The following is an 18,976-nucleotide window of genomic DNA, read 5'->3' as shown; positions in this document are numbered from 1 at the left end:
GGGGAGGGGTGGCCGGGCTGCCGGACAGCGCGCAGATCTGCAGCTGCCACGCCGTCACCAAGGGCGCGCTGACCGAGGCCATCACCGAGCAGGGCTGCGCCGACGTGCCCGCGCTGAAGTCCTGCACCAAGGCGGGCACCGGCTGCGGCTCCTGCGTACCCGCGCTCAAGCAGATCCTCGAAGCGGCCGGCGTCGAGCAGTCCAAGGCGCTGTGCGAGCACTTCGACCACTCGCGGGCCGAACTGTTCGAGATCGTCGCCGCCACCGGCATCACCACCTTCTCGCAGCTGGTGGCCGAGCACGGGCGCGGCCGGGGCTGCGACGTGTGCAAGCCGGCCGTCGCCGCGATCCTCGCCTCCCGGGACAGCGGCACCCACATCCTGGACGGTGAGCGCGGCGGCCTCCAGGACACCAACGACCGCCACCTGGCCAACATGCAGCGCAACGGCACCTACTCCGTCGTGCCCCGCGTACCCGGCGGCGAGATCACCCCCGCCAAGCTCATCGTGCTCGGCGAAGTCGCCCGCGACTTCGGCCTCTACACCAAGATCACCGGCGGTCAGCGCATCGACCTGCTCGGCGCCCGCCTCGAACAGCTCCCCGCCATCTGGCGCCGGCTGACCGACGCCGGCTTCGAGTCGGGGCACGCCTACGGCAAGGCCGTCCGTACGGTGAAGTCCTGCGTGGGCTCCACCTGGTGCCGCTACGGCGTACAGGACTCGGTCGGCCTCGCCATCGAACTGGAGCTGCGCTACCGGGGGCTGCGCGCCCCGCACAAGCTCAAGGCGGGCGTCTCCGGCTGCGCCCGCGAGTGCGCCGAGGCCCGCAGCAAGGACTTCGGCATCATCGCCACCGAGCAGGGCTGGAACCTCTACGTCGGCGGAAACGGCGGCTTCACCCCCCGGCACGCCGAGCTCCTCGCCTCCGACCTGGACCACGAGACGCTGGTGCGCACCATCGACCGGTTCCTGATGTTCTACATCCGCACCGCCGACCGCCTCCAGCGCACCGCCGCCTGGCTGGAGAGCCTGGAAGGCGGCCTCGACCACCTGCGAGCCGTGATCATGGACGACTCGCTCGGCATCTGCGCCGAACTCGACGCCGCCATGGACCGCCACGTCGCCGACTACCACGACGAGTGGCGCGGCGTCCTGGAGGACCCCGAGAAGGTGGCCCGTTTCACCTCCTTCGTCAACGCCCCCGACACCCCCGACCCGGCGATCTCCTTCGCCGTCGAGCGGGAGCAGCCGGTCCCGGTGACCGGCCCGGTGTCGCTCGGCATCCCCGAGGTGCCCGCCGCCGAGGGGGCGCGCGCGTGAGGAGCACCCCTGCCCGTACGAGCCGAAAGGTGACCGCCATGACGACCCTCACTCCCACCAGCGCTTCCACCGACTCCGCCACCGGCTGGTCCGCCGTCTGCCCGCCGGACGCCCTCCCCGTGGAGCAGGGCCGCGCCGCGCTGCTGCCGGACGGCAGCGCCGTCGCCCTCTTCCGGCTGCACACCGGCGACGTCCACGCGGTCGGGAATCTGGACCCCTTCAGCGGGGCACCCGTCATCTGCCACGGCATCGTCGGCGACCGGGACGGCGTTCCCGTCGTCACCGGGCCGCTGGGCAAGGAGACCTTCGAGCTGGCGACCGGCCGCTGTCTGGACGACGACACCGTCCGGCTCCCCGTCCACGAAGTGCGGCTGACCGGCGGAGTGATCGAGGTCTCCGCCCCGCGAAACACGGTGGAAACGCTGGTCGGGTGACGATGAAGAGCACAGCACAGCAGGCAGCCCGCAAGTGAGCACTGAGAGGAGACGCGGTGTCGGCACCTGACCCGTCGCGGAACCGCACGGGATCCGTTCCCCCGCTGGCGGGGTTCACCGTCGCGGTCACTGCGGCGCGCCGGGCCGAGGAGCTGGGCGCGCTGCTGGAGCGGCGTGGCGCCGAGGTCGTGCACGCGCCCGCGCTGCGCATCGTCCCCCTCGCGGACGACGTCGAACTGCGGGACGCCACCAAGGAGCTGGTGGCCCACCCGCCGGACGTGGCCGTCGCCACCACCGGCATCGGCTTCCGCGGCTGGATGGAGGCAGCGGACGGCTGGGGCGAGGGCGAGGCCCTGCGCAGCGCCCTCGCGGCCGGCGAACTGCTGGCCCGCGGCCCCAAGGCGTGCGGCGCGCTGCGTGCCGCGGGGCTGAGGGAGGCGTGGTCCCCGGCCTCGGAGTCCTCCACCGAGGTCCTCGAACGGCTGCTGGCCCGCGACGACCTGGACGGGCTGCGCATCGCCGTCCAGCTGCACGGCGAACCGCTGCGCGACTTCATCGACGCGCTGCGCGGCGCCGGTGCCGAGGTGGTGCCGGTGCCTGTCTACCGGTGGACGGGCCCGGTCGACCCCGCCCCTCTCGACCGGCTCATCGACGCCCTGCCGGCCGGCGGCATCGACGCCGTCACCTTCACCAGTGCGCTGGCCGCCGCCGGGCTCTACGCCCGCGCCGAGGAGCGCGGCGTCACCGAGGAGCTGACCCGGGCGCTGCGCGGCCGCACCCAGGTCGCCTGCGTCGGGCCGGTCACCGCCGCGCCCCTCCTCGCGCGGGACATCCCGGCCTACTGGCCCGACCGGTTCCGCGTCGGCGCCCTCGTCCGGCTCCTCGGCGAACGGCTCCCCGCCACGGCGCCCATGCTGCCCGCCGCCGGGCACACCCTCGAAGTACGCGGCACGGCCGCTCTCCTCGACGGCGAGCTGCGGCCGGTCAGCCCCGGTCCGATGGCCATTCTGCGCGCCCTGGCCCGCCACCCGGGGCAGGTGATGTCCTGCGCCGAGCTGCTGCCGTATCTGCCCGGCGGCGGCACCGACGAACACGCCGTCGAAGCCGCCGTCGCCCGGCTGCGCACCTCGCTGGGCGTCTCCTCCGTCGTGCAGACGGTGACCAAGCGCGGCTACCGCATCGCGCTCGACCCGGCCTCCGTCTGCGGGGCCGGCTCATGAGCGGGCCCATGAGCCGGTCTGCGAGCGTCCTTCTCGTCGCGCACGGCACCCGGCACCTCGCCGGTGCCCGCACAGCGCGGGAGCTGGCCGACGCGGTCGCCGCCCGGCTGGGGCAGCCCGTCCATGTCGCGTACGCGGACGTACGGGGCCCGACCGTCGCCGAGACGCTGGCCCGGCTGCCGGGTCCTGTCACCCTCGTCCCCGCCTTTCTCGCCTCCGGCTACCACGTGCGGACCGACATCCCCGCGCAGGTCGCCGCCGCCGGGAGGACGGCCGACGTCACCATGACCCCGGCACTGGGCGCCGACCCGGCGCTGCTGGCAGCGCTGGCCGACCGGCTGGCCGAGGCCGGGGTGCGCGAGGGCGACGCCGTGCTGCTGGCGGGCGCCGGATCCTCCGACCCCGGCGCCAGGGCCGAGGCCCACACCATGGCCCGGCGGCTCGGCCGTCTGCTGCGGGGTCCCGTTCCGGTGGCCTGGGCCGCCACCGCTCAGCCCGCCGTCGCGGACGAGGTCGCCCGGCTGCGGAGCGCCGGTGCCGCCCGAGTCGCCGTCGCGAGCTGGCTGTTGGCCCCCGGCCTGTTCGCCGACCGGCTGTACGCCGCGGGTGCCGATGTCGTGGCCCGGCCGTTGGGCACGCACCCGGCGGTGACGGCAGCCCTCGCGGCGCGGGCGCTCCGCCCCGGGAGCGCAGCCGTCGCCTGAGGGGCGGGCGTTGGGGCGTCCACATCGCGGACGTCCCGATGCCGGGCCCGTGGCGGCTGTGGCATACTCCCTCGCAGGTCACGAGCGACAGCGACAAAGGCCCCGGCCCGCTGTCCGGCAACCCTCCGTCCGTGGCGGGGTGCCCCGGGTGATGACCAGGCCGTAGGACAGCAAGGTCTGCGGCAAGCGCGGATCCCTCTTTGCCCAGGGGTCTTGGTCTGCGAGGGAGTCTTCTGTGAGCAAGCGAATGCGTTAGCCGTGTCCGGCGGATCCTGACCCCCGATGAGGGGGCGCCCCTGGCTGTTGTTCGCGGGCTGCGGGGGAGTTTGTGGCTAGTGGGGGCACCCCCTGCTCGAAGGGCTTGGGGGAGCCGTTCCCGCGCCCCTTGATGGCTTGCCTGCAATCATCCGCCGACACGGCCCCTCACTCTCGCCACTCACTTCCTTCACCTTGCCCCGGAGTACAGCCATGTCTGCTACCACCACTTTTGCCCCCTCTTGTACCCCCTCCCACACCGACACGCAGCCCCTCCCCGTCCTGGGCCGCGAGGTCCTCGTGCCGCTCGTCACCGGGGGCGAAGCCCCCTACGCCGCGCTGGACTACGCCGCGAGCGCGCCCGCGCTGCAACGGGTGTGGGACGACGTGGCGGCGTACGCGCCGTACTACGGCAGTGTCCACCGCGGCGCGGGCCACCTCTCGCAGCTGTCGACGGAGTTGTACGAGCAGAGCAGGCGGACCGTCGCGGAATTCCTCGGCTGCCGCGAGGGCGACCAGGTCGTCTTCACCCGCGCGACGACCGACTCCCTCAACCTGCTGGCCTCCGTACTGCCGCAGGGCACCAGCGTGTTCGTGTTCGAGACCGAGCACCACGCCTCCCTCCTCCCGTGGCGGGCGCACGAGGTGACGTATCTGGACGCGCCCCGCTCGCCCGAACAGGCCGTCGCCACGCTGGAGTCGGCGCTGCGCTCGGCCCCCGCCGGGCCGAAGCTGGTGTGTGTGACGGGCGCCTCCAACGTCACCGGCGAGGTGTGGCCGGTGCGCGAGCTGGCCCGCGCCGCGCACCGGCACGGCGCGCGGCTGGTGCTGGACGCGGCGCAGCTCGCCCCGCACCGCCCGGTCAGCCTGGCCGGACTGGAGGCGGACTGGGTGGCGCTCTCCGGACACAAGCTGTACGCGCCCTTCGGCGCTGGCGTCCTCGCGGGCCGCGCCGACTGGCTGCGCACGGCGGAGCCGTATCTGGCGGGCGGCGGCGCCAGCCGCCGGGTGACGCGCGGCCCCGACGGCTCCGTAGCGGTGGAGTGGCAGCACAACGAGGCCCGGCACGAGGCCGGTTCGCCCAATGTGATCGGCGCGTACGCCATCGCCTCCGCCTGCCGCGCACTGACCGAGGCCGGGTTCGGCCGGCTCATCGCCCGAGAGGAGCAGCTGCTCGCCCGGCTCCGCGCCGGTCTGGCCGGCCTCCCCGAGGTGCGGATCCTCTCCCTCTTCGGCCAGGACGCCGACCGGGTCGGCGTCCTCTCCTTCGTCGTGGAGGGCTGGAACAGCTCGCACTTCGCGGCGGCGCTCTCCGCCGAGTACGGGATCGGTGTCCGCGACGGCCTCTTCTGCGCCCACCCGCTGCTGCGCACCCTCCTGGGACAGCAGGGCGACACCCCAGGGGAGTGCGGAGCACCCGAGGCGGCGCCGGGGGAGCTCCCCCAGCCTTCGGCCGGGGGGACCCCCACGCTGAACGCCGTTCGGGTCAGCTTCGGCGCCGGGACGCCCGACGAGCACGTGGACCGGTTCGTCGCCGCCGTACGGGAGCTGGTGCGGGAGGGTGCGCGCTGGAACTACCGTACGGAGGACGGCCGTTGCGTCCCCGAAAAGGCTCAGGCGCCGGCGGCGGGCTGAGTTCAGTACGCCACCGTGAAGCGTGCCCGGTGGTGCTTGGGCCGCTCCGCCTCGTCGATCAGGGCCACGGCGAAGTCCTCCATGGAGATCGCGGAGCGGCCCTCGCCGTCCAGCAGCAGTTCGCCGGTGCCGAGCCGGTAGCTGCCGGTGCGCCGCCCCGGCTCCAGCAGCGCGGGCGGTGCGGCGTACGCCCAGTCCAGCCCGGTGGGGGCGTGCTGGAGACAGAGCTGGTAACTCCCGTTGCACGCCTCGGCGATCGGGCGCCACTCCTCTGGGACGTAGCGCGGGTCGTCGCTCACCAGGACCCGGCCCCCGGTGCCCGGCACGGTGAGGCTGCCCGCGCCGCCGACGAGCAGCAGCCGTACGCCGGTCGTGCCGAGCCCGGCGAGCAGGCCGCGTGCCGCCAGCAGTAGCCCCTCCTCGTTGCCGGGTGCGGGGCGGGTGGCGCTGATGACCAGGTCCTGGCCGGCGCTGAGGGCTGCGACGTCCCCGGCGTCGGCGGCGTCACCCACCCGGTGCGCGGAGTCCGGGTGCAGGGTGGGGAAGCGCACCGGGTCGCGTACGACGGCGGTGACCTCGTGGCCGCGGGAGAGGGCTTCGGTGACGACGCGGCTGCCGACGTTCCCTGCCGCGCCGAAGACAACGATCCGCATGCGGGACAACTCCTTGTGTCGATAAGTGGATTGAGAGATGTGGGCCGGAAATCGAGAGGGCGGCGGTCAGCGCCCCGCGCGGGCCCGCTCCAGGCCCCACACAGCGAGGGCGACCGCGGCCAGTGAGGCCCCCAGCAGGCACACCCCGCTCCAGCCCGCCCGGGTCCAGACGAAGGCGGTCAGCGCGGAGCCGGTGGCGCCGCCGATGAAGAAGCTGGTCATGAAGACCGAGTTGAGACGGTTACGGGCCTCAGGGCGCAGCGCGTACAGCACTGTCTGGCTGCTGTTGAGCACGGCCTGCTGGCCGACGCTCAGCGCGACGACGCCCACGGACAGCCACAGCAGCGAGCGTTCACCGGCCAGCAGCACCAGCCAGCCGCCGCCCAGCAGGACGATGCCGGAGCCCGTCACGTACTGCACGAAGCCACGGTCGCCCAGCCGCCCGGCGAAGCTCATCGCCAGCACACCGAGCGCGCCGAGCAGTCCGAACAGCCCGATTGCCGCCTCCGACCAGTTGAAGGGCGGGCTGGCCAGCAGAAACGTGAGCGCGGTGAGCTGCACGCTGAACGAGGCGAGGCACAGGCCGCCGAGCAGCGAACGGCGGCGCAGCAGCGGTTCCTCGCGCAGCAGCGTCAGCGAGGAGCGCAGCAGCGCGGGGTAGGACAGCCGGGCCGTCGACCGGACGCGCGGCAGCCGGCGGTGCAGCGCCACGGCCATCGCGGCGACGGGTATCGCGCTGACCCAGTACACGGTGCGCCAGCCGCCGAGCGAGGCCAGCGCGCCGGAGACGGTACGGGCGAGCAGCCCGCCCAGCAGCACCCCGGACATCACGGTGGCCACGGCGCGGCCGCGTGCCTCGTCGGGGACGAGCGCTGCGGCGTAGCCGACGACGACCTGGGCGCCGACCGCCGTCAGCGCCACGGCCACGGTGCCCGCAAGCAGCAGGGGGCCGTTGGGCGCCGCGGCCGTGAGCGCGAGGAAGAGCGCGGTCGCCGCCAGCAGCCCGACGGACAGCCGGCGCCGGTCCAGGATGTCGCCGAGCGGGACGATCAGCAGCAGACCGAGCGCGTATCCGGCCTGCGAGGCGGTCACCAGCAGGCCCGCGAGGGTGGTGCCGATGTGCAGGTCGCGGGTGATGAGGTCGAGCAGGGGCTGGGCGAAGTAGTTGCCCGCGCAGGAGAGCCCGGTGGCGACGGCCATCAGGACCAGCAGTCCCCTGCCGGGCGTGGTGGCAGCCGATTCCGGGCCGGCGGGGGCGGGCCGTGACGACGAGGTGCCGAGGGTGGTTTCGGTCATGCGTTCAGGCTGCGGCCGGGGCCGTCGATGAGTCCAACACATCCTTGTCATGCGAGCGATCGCGCAGCGCGATGGATGGTGGCTAGGGTGAGCGCATGGAACTCCAGCAGCTGCGCTACGTCGTCGCCGTCGCCGAGACCGGCGGCTTCACCCGCGCCGCCGAGCGCTGCCACGTCGTCCAGTCCGCGCTCAGCCACCAGATCGCCAAGCTGGAGAAGGAGTTGGGCGCCCGGCTGTTCGACCGCACGAGCCGCCGGGTGGCGCTCACCCCCGCGGGCGAGGCGTTCCTCCCCGCCGCCCGGCAGTCCCTGGAGGCGGCCGAGCGCGCCGCCGCCGAGGTCGCGGCGACCACAGGCGAGATCCGCGGCACCCTCGCGCTCGGTGCGATCAGCACCATCGCCTCGGTCGATCTGCCGCGGCTGCTCCGCGACTTCCACACCCGCTATCCGCAGGTGCGCATCAGCATGACAGCGGGCCGCAGCGAGCTGCTGGTCGAGGAGGTCCGCCGGGGCACGCTCGACCTGGCGTTCCTCGGCGTCACCCCGGCCTTCCGCGCGAAGGGCGTCCGCTCCCACACGCTGGCCCGGGACCGGCACGTCGTGATGGTCGCCCCCGACCACCCCCTCGCTCAGGAGGGGGCGCAGGAGCCGCTGGAGCTGGCCCGGCTCGCCGAGGAGACCTTCGTCGACTTCGCCGCCGGCAGCCACGCCCGCGCCCAGACGGAGGAGATCTTCGCCGCGGCAGGGCTGCACCGTGACGTCGCCTTCGAAGCCTCGCACTGGGAGTTCCTGGCCGGCCTGGTCCGCAACGGCATGGGCATCACCCTCCTCCCCTCCGCCTTCGTCTCCCAGCTCTCCGGCGTATGCGTCCTCCCCGTACGCGACGGCCCGCAGCGCGAGGAACGTCTGGTGTGGAGTGCCACCCGCCTCACCCCGGCAGGCGCGGCGTTCCTCCGGGACTTGGGGGTGATGGTGGGGGAGTAGGGTGCGCGGCGTGAACGAGACTGATTCCCCTCTTCCGCGTACCTTCCGTCTGCTCGTCACCGGGGGAGGCACCGGCGGCCACACCTACCCCGCTCTGACGGCGGTCCGCACGCTGCAGGCCCGGCTCGGCGCGCACGGCGGCACGCTCGACGTGCTGTGGATCGGCACCCCGCAAGGGCTGGAGGCCAAGGTCGCCCCGGCCGAGGGCATCCCGTTCACCACGGTTGCCACGGGGAAGGTGCGCCGCTCCTCCAACCCGCTCAAGCTGCTCCGTCCCGCGAACCTGCGGGACATGGCGCGGGTGCCACTGGGCGTCTGGCAGGCCCGCCGGATCATCGCCGACTTCCGGCCCGACGTGGTCCTCGCCACCGGCGGGTACGTCGCCGTCCCGGCCGGGCTCGCCGCACGGATGCGCAAGCGTCCGCTGGTGCTGCACGAACAGACCGTGCGGCTCGGGCTGGCGAACCGCAAACTGGCCGGCTCGGCTGCGCGTATCGCGGTCTCGTCCGAGTCCACGCTGCCGCTGCTGCCGCAGTCCGTACGCTCCGCGGCCGTCGTCACCGGCAACCCGGTGCGGCCCGAGGTGCTGACGGGCCACGCCGACAAGGCCGTCGCCGCGCTGGGGCTGCACTCCTTCGACCGCCGGCTGCCCACCGTGTACGTCACCGGCGGCGCGCAGGGCGCCCAGCAGATCAACGACGTGGTCGGCCAGGCCCTGCCGTGGCTGCTCCAGCGCGCGAACCTCGTGCACCAGTGCGGCCCGGCGAACGTCGAGAGCCTGCGCACACAGGCCGCAGCGCTGCCCGCCGAACTCGCGGGCCGCTACCACCTCACCGGGTTCGTCGGCCCGGAACTCCCCGACATCCTGGCGCTCGCCGACGTCGTGGTCTCCCGCAGCGGTGCAGGCACCCTCGCGGAGCTGACCGCCCTCGGAAAACCGGCCGTCTTCGTACCGCTCGCCTCCTCAGCCGGGGACGAGCAGGCGCACAACGCGCGGCACCTCGAGGAGACCGGCGCGGCCGTCGCGCTGGTCGGTGACGTCACCGCCGACCGCCTCCAGCAGGCGCTGCACCCGCTGCTGACGGACCCGGCCCGGCGCCAGGCCATGTCCGAAGCCGCCCGCACCCACGGCCGCCCCGACGCCGCGGACCGCCTGGTGGACGTACTCCTGACGGCTGCGTCCCGCTGACGGACGAGGGGCCGGCGGACCGGGCGGGGCTTGCGTTCGAGCGCGCTCGAAGTGGTGGGATCCGCTGGGACCGGGCGGTACCGGGAGTCCGGAGCCGCCCCGTGCCAGCATCTCTTCGTCCTTTCGGCGTTCTGGAGGAACCATGAGCGACTCGCCCGTCACGCTGATCACCGGGGGATCGGCCGGTATTGGTGCCGCAACAGCGCGTCGGCTGCTGAAGCTCGGTCACCGGGTGGCCGTCACCGGCCGCGACGAGCAGCGGCTGGCCCGCTTCGCACAGGAGGCCGGACGCCCCGGCACCCTGCTGACGCTGCCCGGCGACGCGGCCGACCATACGGCGGTCCAGGCCGCCGTGGACGTCACCGTCGAGCGGTTCGGGCGCCTCGACAACGCCGTCGCCAACGCGGGCTTCGCCACGCACGACACCGTCACTGAAGGCGACCCCGCGGGCTGGCGGGAGATGGTCCTCACCAATGTCCTCGGCCCCGCGCTGCTCATCAGGGCGGCCACGGAGCAACTGCGGGCCACCGGAGGGCGGATCGTCCTCGTCGGCAGCGTCGCGGGCATCGTCCCTACGCCCGGCACCCTGTACGGGGCGACCAAGTGGGCGGTCACCGGCCTCGCCGAGAGCGCCCGGCGGGTGGTCACCGAGGACGGTGTCGGCGTGACCCTGATCGCCCCGGGGCGGGTCGAGACCCCGTTCTGGGACGGCCGGGGCGGCGTCCCGGACAGCCCGCTGCTGACTGCCGACCAGGTGGCCGAGTCCCTGGTGTGGGCCCTCGGCCAGCCGGCCGGCGTGGACGTCAACACCGTCGTCGTCCGCCCACTGGGCCAGCCGGTCTGACCCGGGGGAAGACGCGCCCCGTCAGGGGCGCGGGGAACTGCGCGACCAGCCCGCAACAACCCGCAGCCCGCAAACAAACAGCAAGGGGCAGCCCCGACCCGGAACAACGGGAGGGGCACCCCAACTCGCCGCGTACCCCAACCCAGCGCGTACCCCTACGCGTCGAGCCCGATCGAAAAGGCCGTCTCCAGATCGTGCTGCGAGTACGTCCGGAAAGCGATATGCGTCTCCGTGGACCGGACGCCCGGCACCTTGCTGATCCGCCCCGGAATGATGTCGGCAAGGTCGTCATGCTGGGCGACCCGCACCATGGCGATCAGATCGTGCGCCCCGGTGACCGAGTACACCTCGCTGACACCCTCGATGGCAGCGATCTGCTCGGCGATCTCGGGGATGCGTTCGGTGCTCGTCCGGATGAGGACGATGGAAGTGATCACGGTTCGGTCTCTCCCTCTGACGCCGGGGTTGGCCCGGTCACTCTAACCGGGCGGCAGCGGAGCCAGGCATACAGGAAGCCCAGCGTGAAACCCACCACATGGGCCAGGTAGGCGACGCCGGGGCCGTCGTCCACCTGCCGCGCCGCCAGCCACTGCACGGTCAGCCAGAACAGCAGCACCACCCAGGCGGGAAAGCGCAGCGGGAGGAACAGAAGAAAGGGGAACAGGCTGGTCACCCTGGCGTGCGGGTGCAGCCGGAGGAAGGCGCCCAGCACCGCGGAGATCGCCCCGGAGGCGCCGACCAGCGTCTCGCCGGACGCCGGGTGCGCCACCGCGTAACAGAGCATGGCCACATAGCCGGTGCCCAGATAGAAGAGGACGAAGCGCCCCGCGCCCATGCGCTGCTCGACCAGGCCGCCGAAGACGAACAGGAAGAGCAGGTTGCTGAGCAGATGCAGCCAGTTGCCGTGCAGGAACAGCGCGGTCAGCGGCGTCGGCAACTCACCCGCCGCACCGCTGAGCAGCGCGCTGGGCACCACCCCCCACCGGCCGAAGTAGGCCGACCGTGCCTGGTCCAGCGCGTGCCCCGTACCGTAGGAAGGGACGAGGCCGGAGGCCGGTCCGATCAGGAAGACCAGGCAGCAGCAGCCGAGCAGGGCGTACGTGATCAGCGGGCGCGGGGCCTCGGCGCGATCGGTGCCGTCCATGAGCGGATCATGACCGCTCGCTGTCCGGGCATGCTCCTCGACACACGTGGAGGCACACGGACGGTTCCAGGCCGTAGGGTTTACGGGACGTGATCCCGCGCCGCACGGACAGCACCGAGACCTTCGAGACGGATCTTTCGAATCTTTCGAAGAAATGAGGACGAGACGATGGCGGTCCCCACGCCGACGGACGAGACCCGCTGGCGCTGCACTCTGTGCGGCAATCTCACCCGGTTCGACGTGACGCGTTCCAGCAAGGTGGTCGAGTACGTCCATCTGGACCTGGCCGGGGCGCCGACGGTCGAGGAGCGGGACGTGCTCAGTGAGAGCATCGAGTCCGTGCGCTGTAGATGGTGCAACGCCGTGGACCAGGTCGAACTGGTGGACCGGCCCAGCGCTCAGGTATAGGGCTCAGGGCTCAGAGACGGCAGGTGTGACCGGTGGTGGAACGGACGGGCGGCGACCCTCGGCAGCCGGAACCGGCTGCCGGGAAGGAACCCGGGCCCGCTGCCCGCGCGGCGGCCGGGGACCCGGCGGCCCGGCCGGCTCCGGACCCCGCCGAGGGCGGCCCCACCGAGGGCAGCTCCGCCGCGGCGGACCGGCACCCGGAGACGCAGGAGACCCCCGGCCACACCGGCCCCGGTCACGAGGGTCCTGACCACGGCGGCCCCGGCGACAAGAGTCCCGGCCACGAGGCCCCCGGCGCGGAAGGTCCCGCTGCCGGGGTGCACGACGGTGAGGGCGAGCGCGATGGCGAGCGCGAGAACGGCGACGAGGGCGAGAGCCTGGAGCGCCCGTTGCCGGAGAAGGTACGGCGCCGGGTGGTCGCCTTCACCGGCGAAGCCCTCGGCGGGCTGACCGTCGCCGAACTCCCGCCCCCGCTGCGGCAGTACGCCCGCTTCACCCCGCAGCGCCGCGCCAAGTTCGGCGGGAACGCCATGGCGGCGGCGCTGGAGAGCGAGGCGGCGTTCCGGCAGCGCATCGCCTCCCGGGTGCGCGAACAGCTCCCCGAGCTGGCGGGCGCGCTCGACGAGGGCACCCCGCCCCCGGCCGCCGACCCGGTGGACGTGGCGGCGGCTGCCTACATCCTGCGCCCGCCCGGCTGGGCCAAGCTGGTCGCGGCGGCGGGCGAGGAGGCCCAGCGGGCCCAGGCCGAGCGCGCGGGCGAGGAGGCGCAGCGCGAGCTGGCCCGGCTGCGCGAGGAGCTGTCCCAGGCCAGGGGTGCGGCGCGGGACGAGGCCGAGCAGCGCCGCCGCGAGCTGGAGGCGCTGCGCAAGGAGCTGGACGGCACCCAGCGCAAGCTGCGCAGCGCGCAGGCCGACGTACGCCGGCGCGAGGCGTCGCTGCGCAAGCTCCAGGAGGAGCTGGACGCGGCGCGCTCCGCCGCCGGTACGGAGAAGGCGGCGCTGGACAGCGAAGTGCGCCGGCTCAAGTCCCGGCTCGCCGAGGCCGAGTCGGCGCTGGAGGCCGGACGGCGTGCGGCGCGCGAGGGCCGCAGCGTGGAGGATATGCGGGTCCGCCTGCTGCTGGACACGGTGCTGGAGGCGGCCCAGGGGCTGCGCCGCGAACTGGCGCTCCCGCCGTCCGAGTCCCGCCCTGCCGATACCGTCGACGCGGTGGAGCCGGGCCGGATGTCGCCCAAGGACGTGGCGGCACGCGCGCTGTCCGAGACCGATCCGGCGCTGCTGGACCAACTGCTGGCGCTGCCGCAGTCCCATCTGGTGGTGGACGGCTACAACGTCACCAAGACCGGCTATCCCGCGCTGCCGCTGGAGAAGCAGCGGCTGCGGCTGCTGGGCGGACTCGCGGTGCTGGCGGCCCAGTCGGGCGCCGAGGTCACCTGTGTGTTCGACGGCGCGGAACTGGCAGCGCCCGTACTGCTGGCGCCGCCGCGCGGGGTGCGGGTGCTGTTCTCCAAACCGGGCCAGACCGCGGACGAGTTGATCCGCCGGCTGGTGCGCGCCGAGCCGCCGGGCCGCGCCGTCGTGGTGGTCTCCAGCGACCGCGAGGTCGCCGACGGCTGCGCGGCTGCGGGTGCCAGGCCGGTGGCCTCCACGCTTCTCCTCAACCGGCTTGCCCGCAGCTGAGCCGGCGGCCCGGTCCGCGGCGCTTTCGGATGACGCTCCCCGGCGCTCCCCAACTCCCCGGAACATAAAGGACATCGAGGCCGACGCAGCGGCTGGGTGATGAGCGCTGAGTGAGACTCTGCTCGCCCAACGTGCATATCGAGTAAAGAATGGGACTGCGGGACGCCTTTTTTCCCGAGGGATTTGATCGGATCAGTACGCGTGGCTAATCTCAGGCCCCGAACCTTCGCTCGGTTGATCACCTATCCGGGGTGACAGCGGAGGACCGCCTCGTTCCGTACGACCGGGATCGCCCAGTCCCGGGAAGCGGAGCCGGAGATGACCAGACCGGCAGGCGGCTGAGGAAGAAGGAGCTCGCCCCAGTGGCGTCCCACCGTCGTCCCAAGCAGCCGAGTCGCGCACGAGTCAGTGTCTTCACCATGACCGCTGCCGCGGCAGTCGCTCTCACCTCCCAGGCGGCCCACGCCGACCCGCAGTCCTCCAAGAAGGACGTCAAGGAGAAGGTCGACAAGCTCTACGAGGACGCCGAGGCCGCCACCGAGAAGTACAACGGCGCCAAGGAGAAGCAGTCCAAGCTCTCCAAGGAGGTCGAGAACCTCCAGGACAGCGTCGCCCGCGGCCAGGGTGAGCTCAACACCATGCGGGACAAGCTCGGTTCGATGGCCACCGCGCAGTACCGCTCCGGCGGTATCGACCCCTCGGTGCAGCTCTTCCTCTCGTCCGACCCGGACAACTACCTGGACAAGGCTTCGGCCATGGACCAGTTGAGCACCAAGCAGGCCAGCGCGCTCAAGAAGATCCAGGCCAAGCAGCGCAGCCTCGCGCAGCAGCGCAAGGAAGCCTCCGGCAAGCTGAAGGACCTCAGCAGCACCCGCAAGGAACTGGGCAAGAAGAAGAAGGAGATCCAGGGCAAGCTCTCCGAGGCCCAGCGGCTGCTGAACACGCTGACCGCCAAGGAGAAGGCGAAGCTCGCCGCGAAGCAGAAGCGCGCCGACCGCGCCTCCAGCGACCGCGCCGACCTGGGCAACCTCCCCGCCGGCTCGGGCCGCGCGGCTGCCGCGCTGTCCGCCGCCAAGGGCAAGATAGGCAGCCCCTATGTGTGGGGCGCCACAGGGCCCAGCTCCTTCGACTGCTCCGGGCTGACCTCGTGGGCGTACAAGCAGGCAGGTGTCTCGCTGCCGCGTACCTCCCAGGCGCAGGCCAACGCCGGTACCCGGATATCCAGCCAGAGCCAGCTCAAGCCGGGCGACCTGGTCCTGTTCTACGGCGACCTGCACCACATCGGGCTCTATGCCGGAAACGGCCAGGTGCTGCACGCGCCCAAGCCCGGTGCCAATGTGCGCTTCGAGGCGATGGGCAACATGCCCTTCCAGTTCGGCGTGCGGGTCGGCTGACCGGCCGTACGGCCCAACTCCCGGCCGATCACCAGCCAGTGTGATGACCGCTAAACGTCCTTCGTCCGAGTGAAACCCCCCGGGTGCGGATGACCCCGGAACCCGGCCGGTGACCTGCGGGATCGACGAACGCGGCAGTGTGGAGCGGGATTTACCGACGGCAGACGGTCCTTTGTCCCCTGTAAGGGCACGGCTACATTCTGCGGGCGCAAGTCGCCTAGCGGAAGGAACGCCTCCTCCAGTGGCATCGCACCGGTCCCCTCGACGTACCCCGCAGCCCGGGCAGGGCTGGCCAGCGCGGGTCACCGTGCTGTCCGCCGCCGCTGCGGGCGCGGCAGCCGCGCTCCTCCCCGCGGCACCGGCGGGCGCCAAGCCCGACGACAAGCCGGCCGCCCGGCTCAACTCCCGTATCGACCGGCTCTACGAGCAGGCGGAAGTCGCGACGGAGAAGTACAACGGGGTGGCCGAGCGCACCGGCAAACTGCGCAAGCAGGTGGCCAACGCGCAGGACGGCGTGGCCCGCGGCCAGGCGAAGGTGAACCGGCTGCGCGACTCCCTCGGCTCCCTCGCGGGCGCGCAGTACCGCTCCGGCGGCATCGACCCGGCCGTGACGCTGATGCTCACCGAGGACCCCGACAGCTATCTCGACAAAGCCGCCACCCTCGACCGCATCGGCAGCCGCCAGCTGACCCGGCTGCACCAACTCCAGTCGGCCCAGCGCCATCTCGAGCAGCAGCGCAGCGAGGCCGCCGGCAAGCTCGAACAGCTCGACGGCCTCCAAAAGTCCCTCAAACGCCGGAAGAAGGACGTCCAGCAGAAGCTCGCCGCCGCCCGGCGGCTGCTCAACCAGCTCACCCCCCAGCAGCGCGCGGCCCGCGACGGCCACCGGGACAAGGACACGCACGGCGGCGGCCTCGGCGGCGCCAAGCCGTCCTCGCAGCGCGCCGCCGCTGCCGTCGCCGCCGTCAGGTCCGCGGTGGGACGCCCGTACGCGTGGGGCGCTGCGGGCCCTGGTGCCTTCGACTGCTCGGGGCTCACGCAGTGGGCGTACAAGCAGGCGGGCACCTCGATCCCGCGTACGTCCCAGGCCCAGCGCTCGGCAGGACAGCAGGTCCCGCTCAGCCAGGCCCGCCCCGGCGATCTGGTGCTCTACCGCGACGACGCCAGCCATGTGGCGATGTACGTGGGCGGCGGCCAGGTCGTGCACGCGCCGCATCCCGGGGCGCCGGTGCGCTACGACCCGGTCGGCATGATGCCGGTCTCCGCGGTCACCAGGCCCTGACCAGCGCCGCCGAGCTGCGCCCTTACCCTCGGTGTGGTGGGCGAGAGGCGAGCGCGTATCCGGTACGGGCGAGCGCTGAGCGGTACGGCAGCGCTCGCCCTGCTGTGTGCGCTGGGCGCCTCGGCCCGCACGCCCGGCGACGACCCGGACCGCGCCGCGTTCCAGCAGGCCCTCGCCCGCCAGGCCGCGGCGCTGCGCTCCGGTGACGAGTCCGGCTTCCTCGCCACCGTCGAGCCGGACCGGCGCGGCGAACAGCGCCTGGTCTTCCGCAACCTGCGCCGGCTGCCGCTGGACACCTGGTCGTACGAGGTGCTCGAGGTCACGGACAGGACCGACCGCACCGCCACCGTCCGGGCCACTCTCCGCTACCGCCTCGCGGGCTACGACCGCACCGCCACCACCGCCGACGAGCGCCTGCGCTTCGTACGCCGCGACGGCACCTGGCGCATCTCCTCCGAAGCAGCGAACAGCGACACCCAGCTGTGGGAACAGGGCGCCATGACCGTCGTACGGGGCGAGCACAGCCTGGTGCTCGGCGTGGGCCGGAACCGCTCCGAGCTGCGGGCGCTCGCTGCCGCAGCCGACCGCGCCGTACCGGCCGTCGCGCGGATCTGGCCGGCCGGCTGGACCCGCAGGACCGTGCTGGAGGCGCCCGCCTCGACGCGGCAGATGGCCCGGCTGCTGGGCTCGCCCGCCGCCAACTCCCGTACCTATGCGGGCATAGCCGCCGTCACCACCGGCGAGGCGGGCAGCAGGGCGTCCGGGCCCGGCGACCGTATCGTCGTCAATCCGAAGGCGTACGGGCTGCTCAGCGAGGAGGGCCGGCAGGTGGTGCTGACCCATGAGACCACCCACGTCGCCACCCGCAGGCAGACCACTTCCACCACCCCGCTGTGGCTCTCCGAGGGCATCGCCGACTGGGCGGGCTACCGGCGCTCCCGGCTGACCGCCCGCGAGGCGGCCCCGGAGCTGGCGCGTACGACCCCCATACCGCGCGCCCTCCCCTCGGACGGCGACTTCCGCTTCGGCAACGACCCCGCGCGGCTGGCCCGTGCCTACGAGGGCGGCTGGCTGGCCTGCCGGATGATCGGCGAACAGTGGGGCTCCGGCAAGCTGCTCGCCCTGTACGAGCACGCGGGCCGCGAGGACGTCGACGCTGCGCTGCGCTCAGCCCTCGGTCTCTCCCGGACCGAGTTCACCGCTCGCTGGCGGAGCTATGTGCGGGGCCAACTGCATCCCTGAACGGGGGGCCCGCCGCCGCGACGGCCGTGGCCTCCTCGCGGGGCCGGGGAACCTCGTCGGGCTCGGACGGCCGGGGCACCGCCGAACGCCACAGCCGCACACAGGAGAGGACAGCGGCGACGACCAGCACCGCGTTCCGCACCGCCAGCACCACCGTGCCCCGCCCCCCGCCGGTCACCACATCCGCGAACCAGACCGGGAACTCCAGCTGCGTCAGCCCGGCCGCCACGACCACCAGCCAGGCCGGCAGTGCCTGGCGGCTGGCCCGCAGCGTCAGACAGACCGCGGCCAGCCCCACCAGCCAGACCAGATACTGCGGACTGAGCACCCGGCTGGTGACGACGAAGACCAGCACCCCGGCGAGTGCGGCATCCGCCATCGTCGCCGAGGTCCACACCCGCGCCCGCAGCCGCCACAGCACCAGCCACCCGAAGCCCAGTCCGGTCAGCACCACCGCCGCGTTGCTCACGTTCCGTACGCCGGGCCCCACGAACTCCATGGAGCCGTACCGCAGCAGCACCTGCCCCTCCCAGCCGAACTGCCGGGCCGCGTGCAGCACCAGCGAGCCGACCGACTCCACCTCCGTACCCCGGCCGCCCTGTGCGGACAGAAAGTCCAGCGCCCCCGGCATGGTGGCGGTGAAGCCCGCCGTCACCACCAGCGCGGTCCCCAGTGCGCTCAGCCAGATCGCCCGCGTCGCCCGGCCGCGTGCGGTGCCGAGCAGCAGCAGGGCAGGCCACACCTTCACCAGCGCACCCAGCCCGGCCAGCACCCCCGCGGCACGCGGGTGCCGTGCGGCCGCCAGCAGTGCGGCGACGGCGAGGACGGTCACCATCAGGTCATAGCGCGCGTACGCCGTCGGCCCCAGCAGCGGCACCCCGGCCACCCACGCCCACACCCCGGCCCGGCGCCGCGACCCGGCCCCGGGGTCGCGCTGCCCGCGCTGCCGCGCCGCGTACAGCAGCAGCCCGAGCACCACCGCGTCGGCGGCGCAGGCCAGCACGAAGAAGGCGGAGGCGTAGCTGACCAGGCCCAGCCCGGTGAGCAGCCCGGGGGAGAGGATCACCAGTGCGGCGGCGGGCGGGTACTGCCAGGTCACATCGTCGGACGGAAACGTTCCGCTGCTCAGCTGCTCATACCATCCGTGATAGATCACCGAGACGTCGGTGGTGATGTCCATGCCCCCGGGGACCGTGCAGACCTTGAACACAAAGAGCAGCAGCACCGCCCGGGTGACCGCCCACACCAGCAACGGCGCCACCGCACCGCGCGCTCGTCCCGCCTCGCCCCGCACA

General features: G+C 73.2%; 18 protein-coding genes and 1 riboswitch. Of the genes, 13 read left to right on the top strand and 5 right to left on the bottom strand.

What is annotated here, in order from left to right:
• The 5 genes from ITI46_RS06340 to ITI46_RS06320 form a co-directional block, all read left to right on the top strand.
• The coding region (locus ITI46_RS06340; protein WP_209238399.1) for a (2Fe-2S)-binding protein at positions 1–1,319 on the top strand (1,319 nt) is incomplete at its 5' end.
• Positions 1,320–1,357: 38 nt separating this feature from the next.
• On the top strand, positions 1,358–1,753 hold the full coding sequence (gene nirD, locus ITI46_RS06335; RefSeq protein WP_209238398.1) for a nitrite reductase small subunit NirD: 396 nt from the start codon (positions 1,358–1,360) through the stop codon (positions 1,751–1,753).
• Between the two features lie 56 nt (positions 1,754–1,809).
• A complete protein-coding gene (locus tag ITI46_RS06330) occupies positions 1,810–2,973 on the top strand; it encodes a uroporphyrinogen-III synthase (protein ID WP_209238397.1) in 1,164 nt (387 codons plus the stop codon).
• Positions 2,974–2,981: 8 nt separating this feature from the next.
• Positions 2,982–3,677: a sirohydrochlorin chelatase gene (locus ITI46_RS06325; RefSeq protein WP_209238396.1), complete on the top strand. Its 696-nt coding sequence runs from the start codon at positions 2,982–2,984 to the stop codon at positions 3,675–3,677.
• A 76-nt stretch (positions 3,678–3,753) separates the two neighbouring features.
• Positions 3,754–3,872, top strand: a riboswitch (SAM riboswitch).
• Positions 3,873–4,145: 273 nt separating this feature from the next.
• Complete coding sequence (locus ITI46_RS06320; protein ID WP_209238395.1) at positions 4,146–5,567, top strand: aminotransferase class V-fold PLP-dependent enzyme; 1,422 nt, start codon at positions 4,146–4,148, stop codon at positions 5,565–5,567.
• Between the two features lie 2 nt (positions 5,568–5,569).
• Here ITI46_RS06320 and ITI46_RS06315 read toward each other — a convergent pair whose 3' ends face one another.
• Together ITI46_RS06315 and ITI46_RS06310 are read right to left on the bottom strand one after the other, a co-directional pair.
• Positions 5,570–6,220 (bottom strand): NAD(P)-dependent oxidoreductase, encoded by a 651-nt coding sequence (locus tag ITI46_RS06315; protein WP_209238394.1) that lies wholly within the window; start codon positions 6,218–6,220, stop codon positions 5,570–5,572.
• A gap of 66 nt (positions 6,221–6,286) precedes the next feature.
• Positions 6,287–7,516: an MFS transporter gene (locus ITI46_RS06310; protein WP_209238393.1), complete on the bottom strand. Its 1,230-nt coding sequence runs from the start codon at positions 7,514–7,516 to the stop codon at positions 6,287–6,289.
• A 95-nt stretch (positions 7,517–7,611) separates the two neighbouring features.
• Between ITI46_RS06310 and ITI46_RS06305 the strand changes: the two genes are divergently transcribed.
• The 3 genes from ITI46_RS06305 to ITI46_RS06295 all read left to right on the top strand — a co-directional run bounded on the left by ITI46_RS06305 (position 7,612) and on the right by ITI46_RS06295 (position 10,532).
• Positions 7,612–8,499, top strand: coding sequence for a LysR family transcriptional regulator (locus ITI46_RS06305; RefSeq protein ID WP_209238392.1), 888 nt, complete (start codon positions 7,612–7,614; stop codon positions 8,497–8,499).
• A gap of 10 nt (positions 8,500–8,509) precedes the next feature.
• Positions 8,510–9,688 (top strand): UDP-N-acetylglucosamine--N-acetylmuramyl-(pentapeptide) pyrophosphoryl-undecaprenol N-acetylglucosamine transferase, encoded by a 1,179-nt coding sequence (locus ITI46_RS06300; RefSeq protein ID WP_209238391.1) that lies wholly within the window; start codon positions 8,510–8,512, stop codon positions 9,686–9,688.
• Between the two features lie 142 nt (positions 9,689–9,830).
• Positions 9,831–10,532, top strand: a complete 702-nt coding sequence (locus ITI46_RS06295; RefSeq protein WP_209238390.1) for an SDR family oxidoreductase — start codon at positions 9,831–9,833, stop codon at positions 10,530–10,532.
• Positions 10,533–10,687: 155 nt separating this feature from the next.
• Here the strand turns inward: ITI46_RS06295 and ITI46_RS06290 are convergent, their stop codons facing one another.
• Both ITI46_RS06290 and ITI46_RS06285 read right to left on the bottom strand, forming a co-directional pair.
• Entirely contained in the window at positions 10,688–10,969 is a 282-nt protein-coding gene (locus tag ITI46_RS06290) for an Lrp/AsnC family transcriptional regulator (RefSeq protein ID WP_209238389.1), read from the bottom strand.
• The gene (locus tag ITI46_RS06285; RefSeq protein WP_209238388.1) at positions 10,966–11,676 is read right to left on the bottom strand and encodes a rhomboid family intramembrane serine protease; all 711 of its coding nucleotides are present in this window, start codon (positions 11,674–11,676) and stop codon (positions 10,966–10,968) included. Before ITI46_RS06285 ends, ITI46_RS06290 begins: the two co-directional genes overlap by 4 nt.
• Positions 11,677–11,844: 168 nt before the next feature.
• Between ITI46_RS06285 and ITI46_RS06280 the strand changes: the two genes are divergently transcribed.
• The 5 genes from ITI46_RS06280 to ITI46_RS06260 all read left to right on the top strand — a co-directional run bounded on the left by ITI46_RS06280 (position 11,845) and on the right by ITI46_RS06260 (position 17,681).
• On the top strand, positions 11,845–12,084 hold the full coding sequence (locus tag ITI46_RS06280; RefSeq protein ID WP_209238387.1) for a hypothetical protein: 240 nt from the start codon (positions 11,845–11,847) through the stop codon (positions 12,082–12,084).
• A 317-nt stretch (positions 12,085–12,401) separates the two neighbouring features.
• Positions 12,402–13,763, top strand: a complete 1,362-nt coding sequence (locus ITI46_RS06275; protein WP_209238405.1) for an NYN domain-containing protein — start codon at positions 12,402–12,404, stop codon at positions 13,761–13,763.
• Positions 13,764–14,125: 362 nt separating this feature from the next.
• Positions 14,126–15,157: a C40 family peptidase gene (locus ITI46_RS06270; protein ID WP_209238386.1), complete on the top strand. Its 1,032-nt coding sequence runs from the start codon at positions 14,126–14,128 to the stop codon at positions 15,155–15,157.
• A gap of 241 nt (positions 15,158–15,398) precedes the next feature.
• A complete protein-coding gene (locus ITI46_RS06265; RefSeq protein WP_209238385.1) occupies positions 15,399–16,439 on the top strand; it encodes a C40 family peptidase in 1,041 nt (346 codons plus the stop codon).
• A gap of 36 nt (positions 16,440–16,475) precedes the next feature.
• Positions 16,476–17,681 (top strand): eCIS core domain-containing protein, encoded by a 1,206-nt coding sequence (locus tag ITI46_RS06260; protein ID WP_209238384.1) that lies wholly within the window; start codon positions 16,476–16,478, stop codon positions 17,679–17,681.
• Here the strand turns inward: ITI46_RS06260 and ITI46_RS06255 are convergent.
• Positions 17,635–18,975, bottom strand: a complete 1,341-nt coding sequence (locus ITI46_RS06255) for a glycosyltransferase 87 family protein (protein WP_307808074.1) — start codon at positions 18,973–18,975, stop codon at positions 17,635–17,637. The two genes, ITI46_RS06260 and ITI46_RS06255, sit on opposite strands and share 47 nt — an antisense overlap.
• Position 18,976 lies beyond the last annotated feature (1 nt).

It is taken from the genome of Streptomyces oryzae, from assembly GCF_017676365.1.
Lineage (GTDB): Bacteria > Actinomycetota > Actinomycetes > Streptomycetales > Streptomycetaceae > Streptomyces > Streptomyces oryzae.
Note: the sequence above shows the minus strand (reverse complement) of the source record. Positions and strands in the feature narration are given on the sequence as shown.

Coding starts and splice junctions, on each gene's coding strand:
- ITI46_RS06305 (WP_209238392.1), top strand. CDS start 7,612: ATGGAACTCCAGCAGCTGCGCTACGTCGTCGCCGTCGCCGAGACCGGC.
- nirD (WP_209238398.1), top strand. CDS start 1,358: ATGACGACCCTCACTCCCACCAGCGCTTCCACCGACTCCGCCACCGGC.
- ITI46_RS06320 (WP_209238395.1), top strand. CDS start 4,146: ATGTCTGCTACCACCACTTTTGCCCCCTCTTGTACCCCCTCCCACACC.
- ITI46_RS06295 (WP_209238390.1), top strand. CDS start 9,831: ATGAGCGACTCGCCCGTCACGCTGATCACCGGGGGATCGGCCGGTATT.
- ITI46_RS06285 (WP_209238388.1), bottom strand. CDS start 11,676: ATGGACGGCACCGATCGCGCCGAGGCCCCGCGCCCGCTGATCACGTAC.
- ITI46_RS06280 (WP_209238387.1), top strand. CDS start 11,845: ATGGCGGTCCCCACGCCGACGGACGAGACCCGCTGGCGCTGCACTCTG.
- ITI46_RS06325 (WP_209238396.1), top strand. CDS start 2,982: ATGAGCCGGTCTGCGAGCGTCCTTCTCGTCGCGCACGGCACCCGGCAC.
- ITI46_RS06315 (WP_209238394.1), bottom strand. CDS start 6,220: ATGCGGATCGTTGTCTTCGGCGCGGCAGGGAACGTCGGCAGCCGCGTC.
- ITI46_RS06310 (WP_209238393.1), bottom strand. CDS start 7,516: ATGACCGAAACCACCCTCGGCACCTCGTCGTCACGGCCCGCCCCCGCC.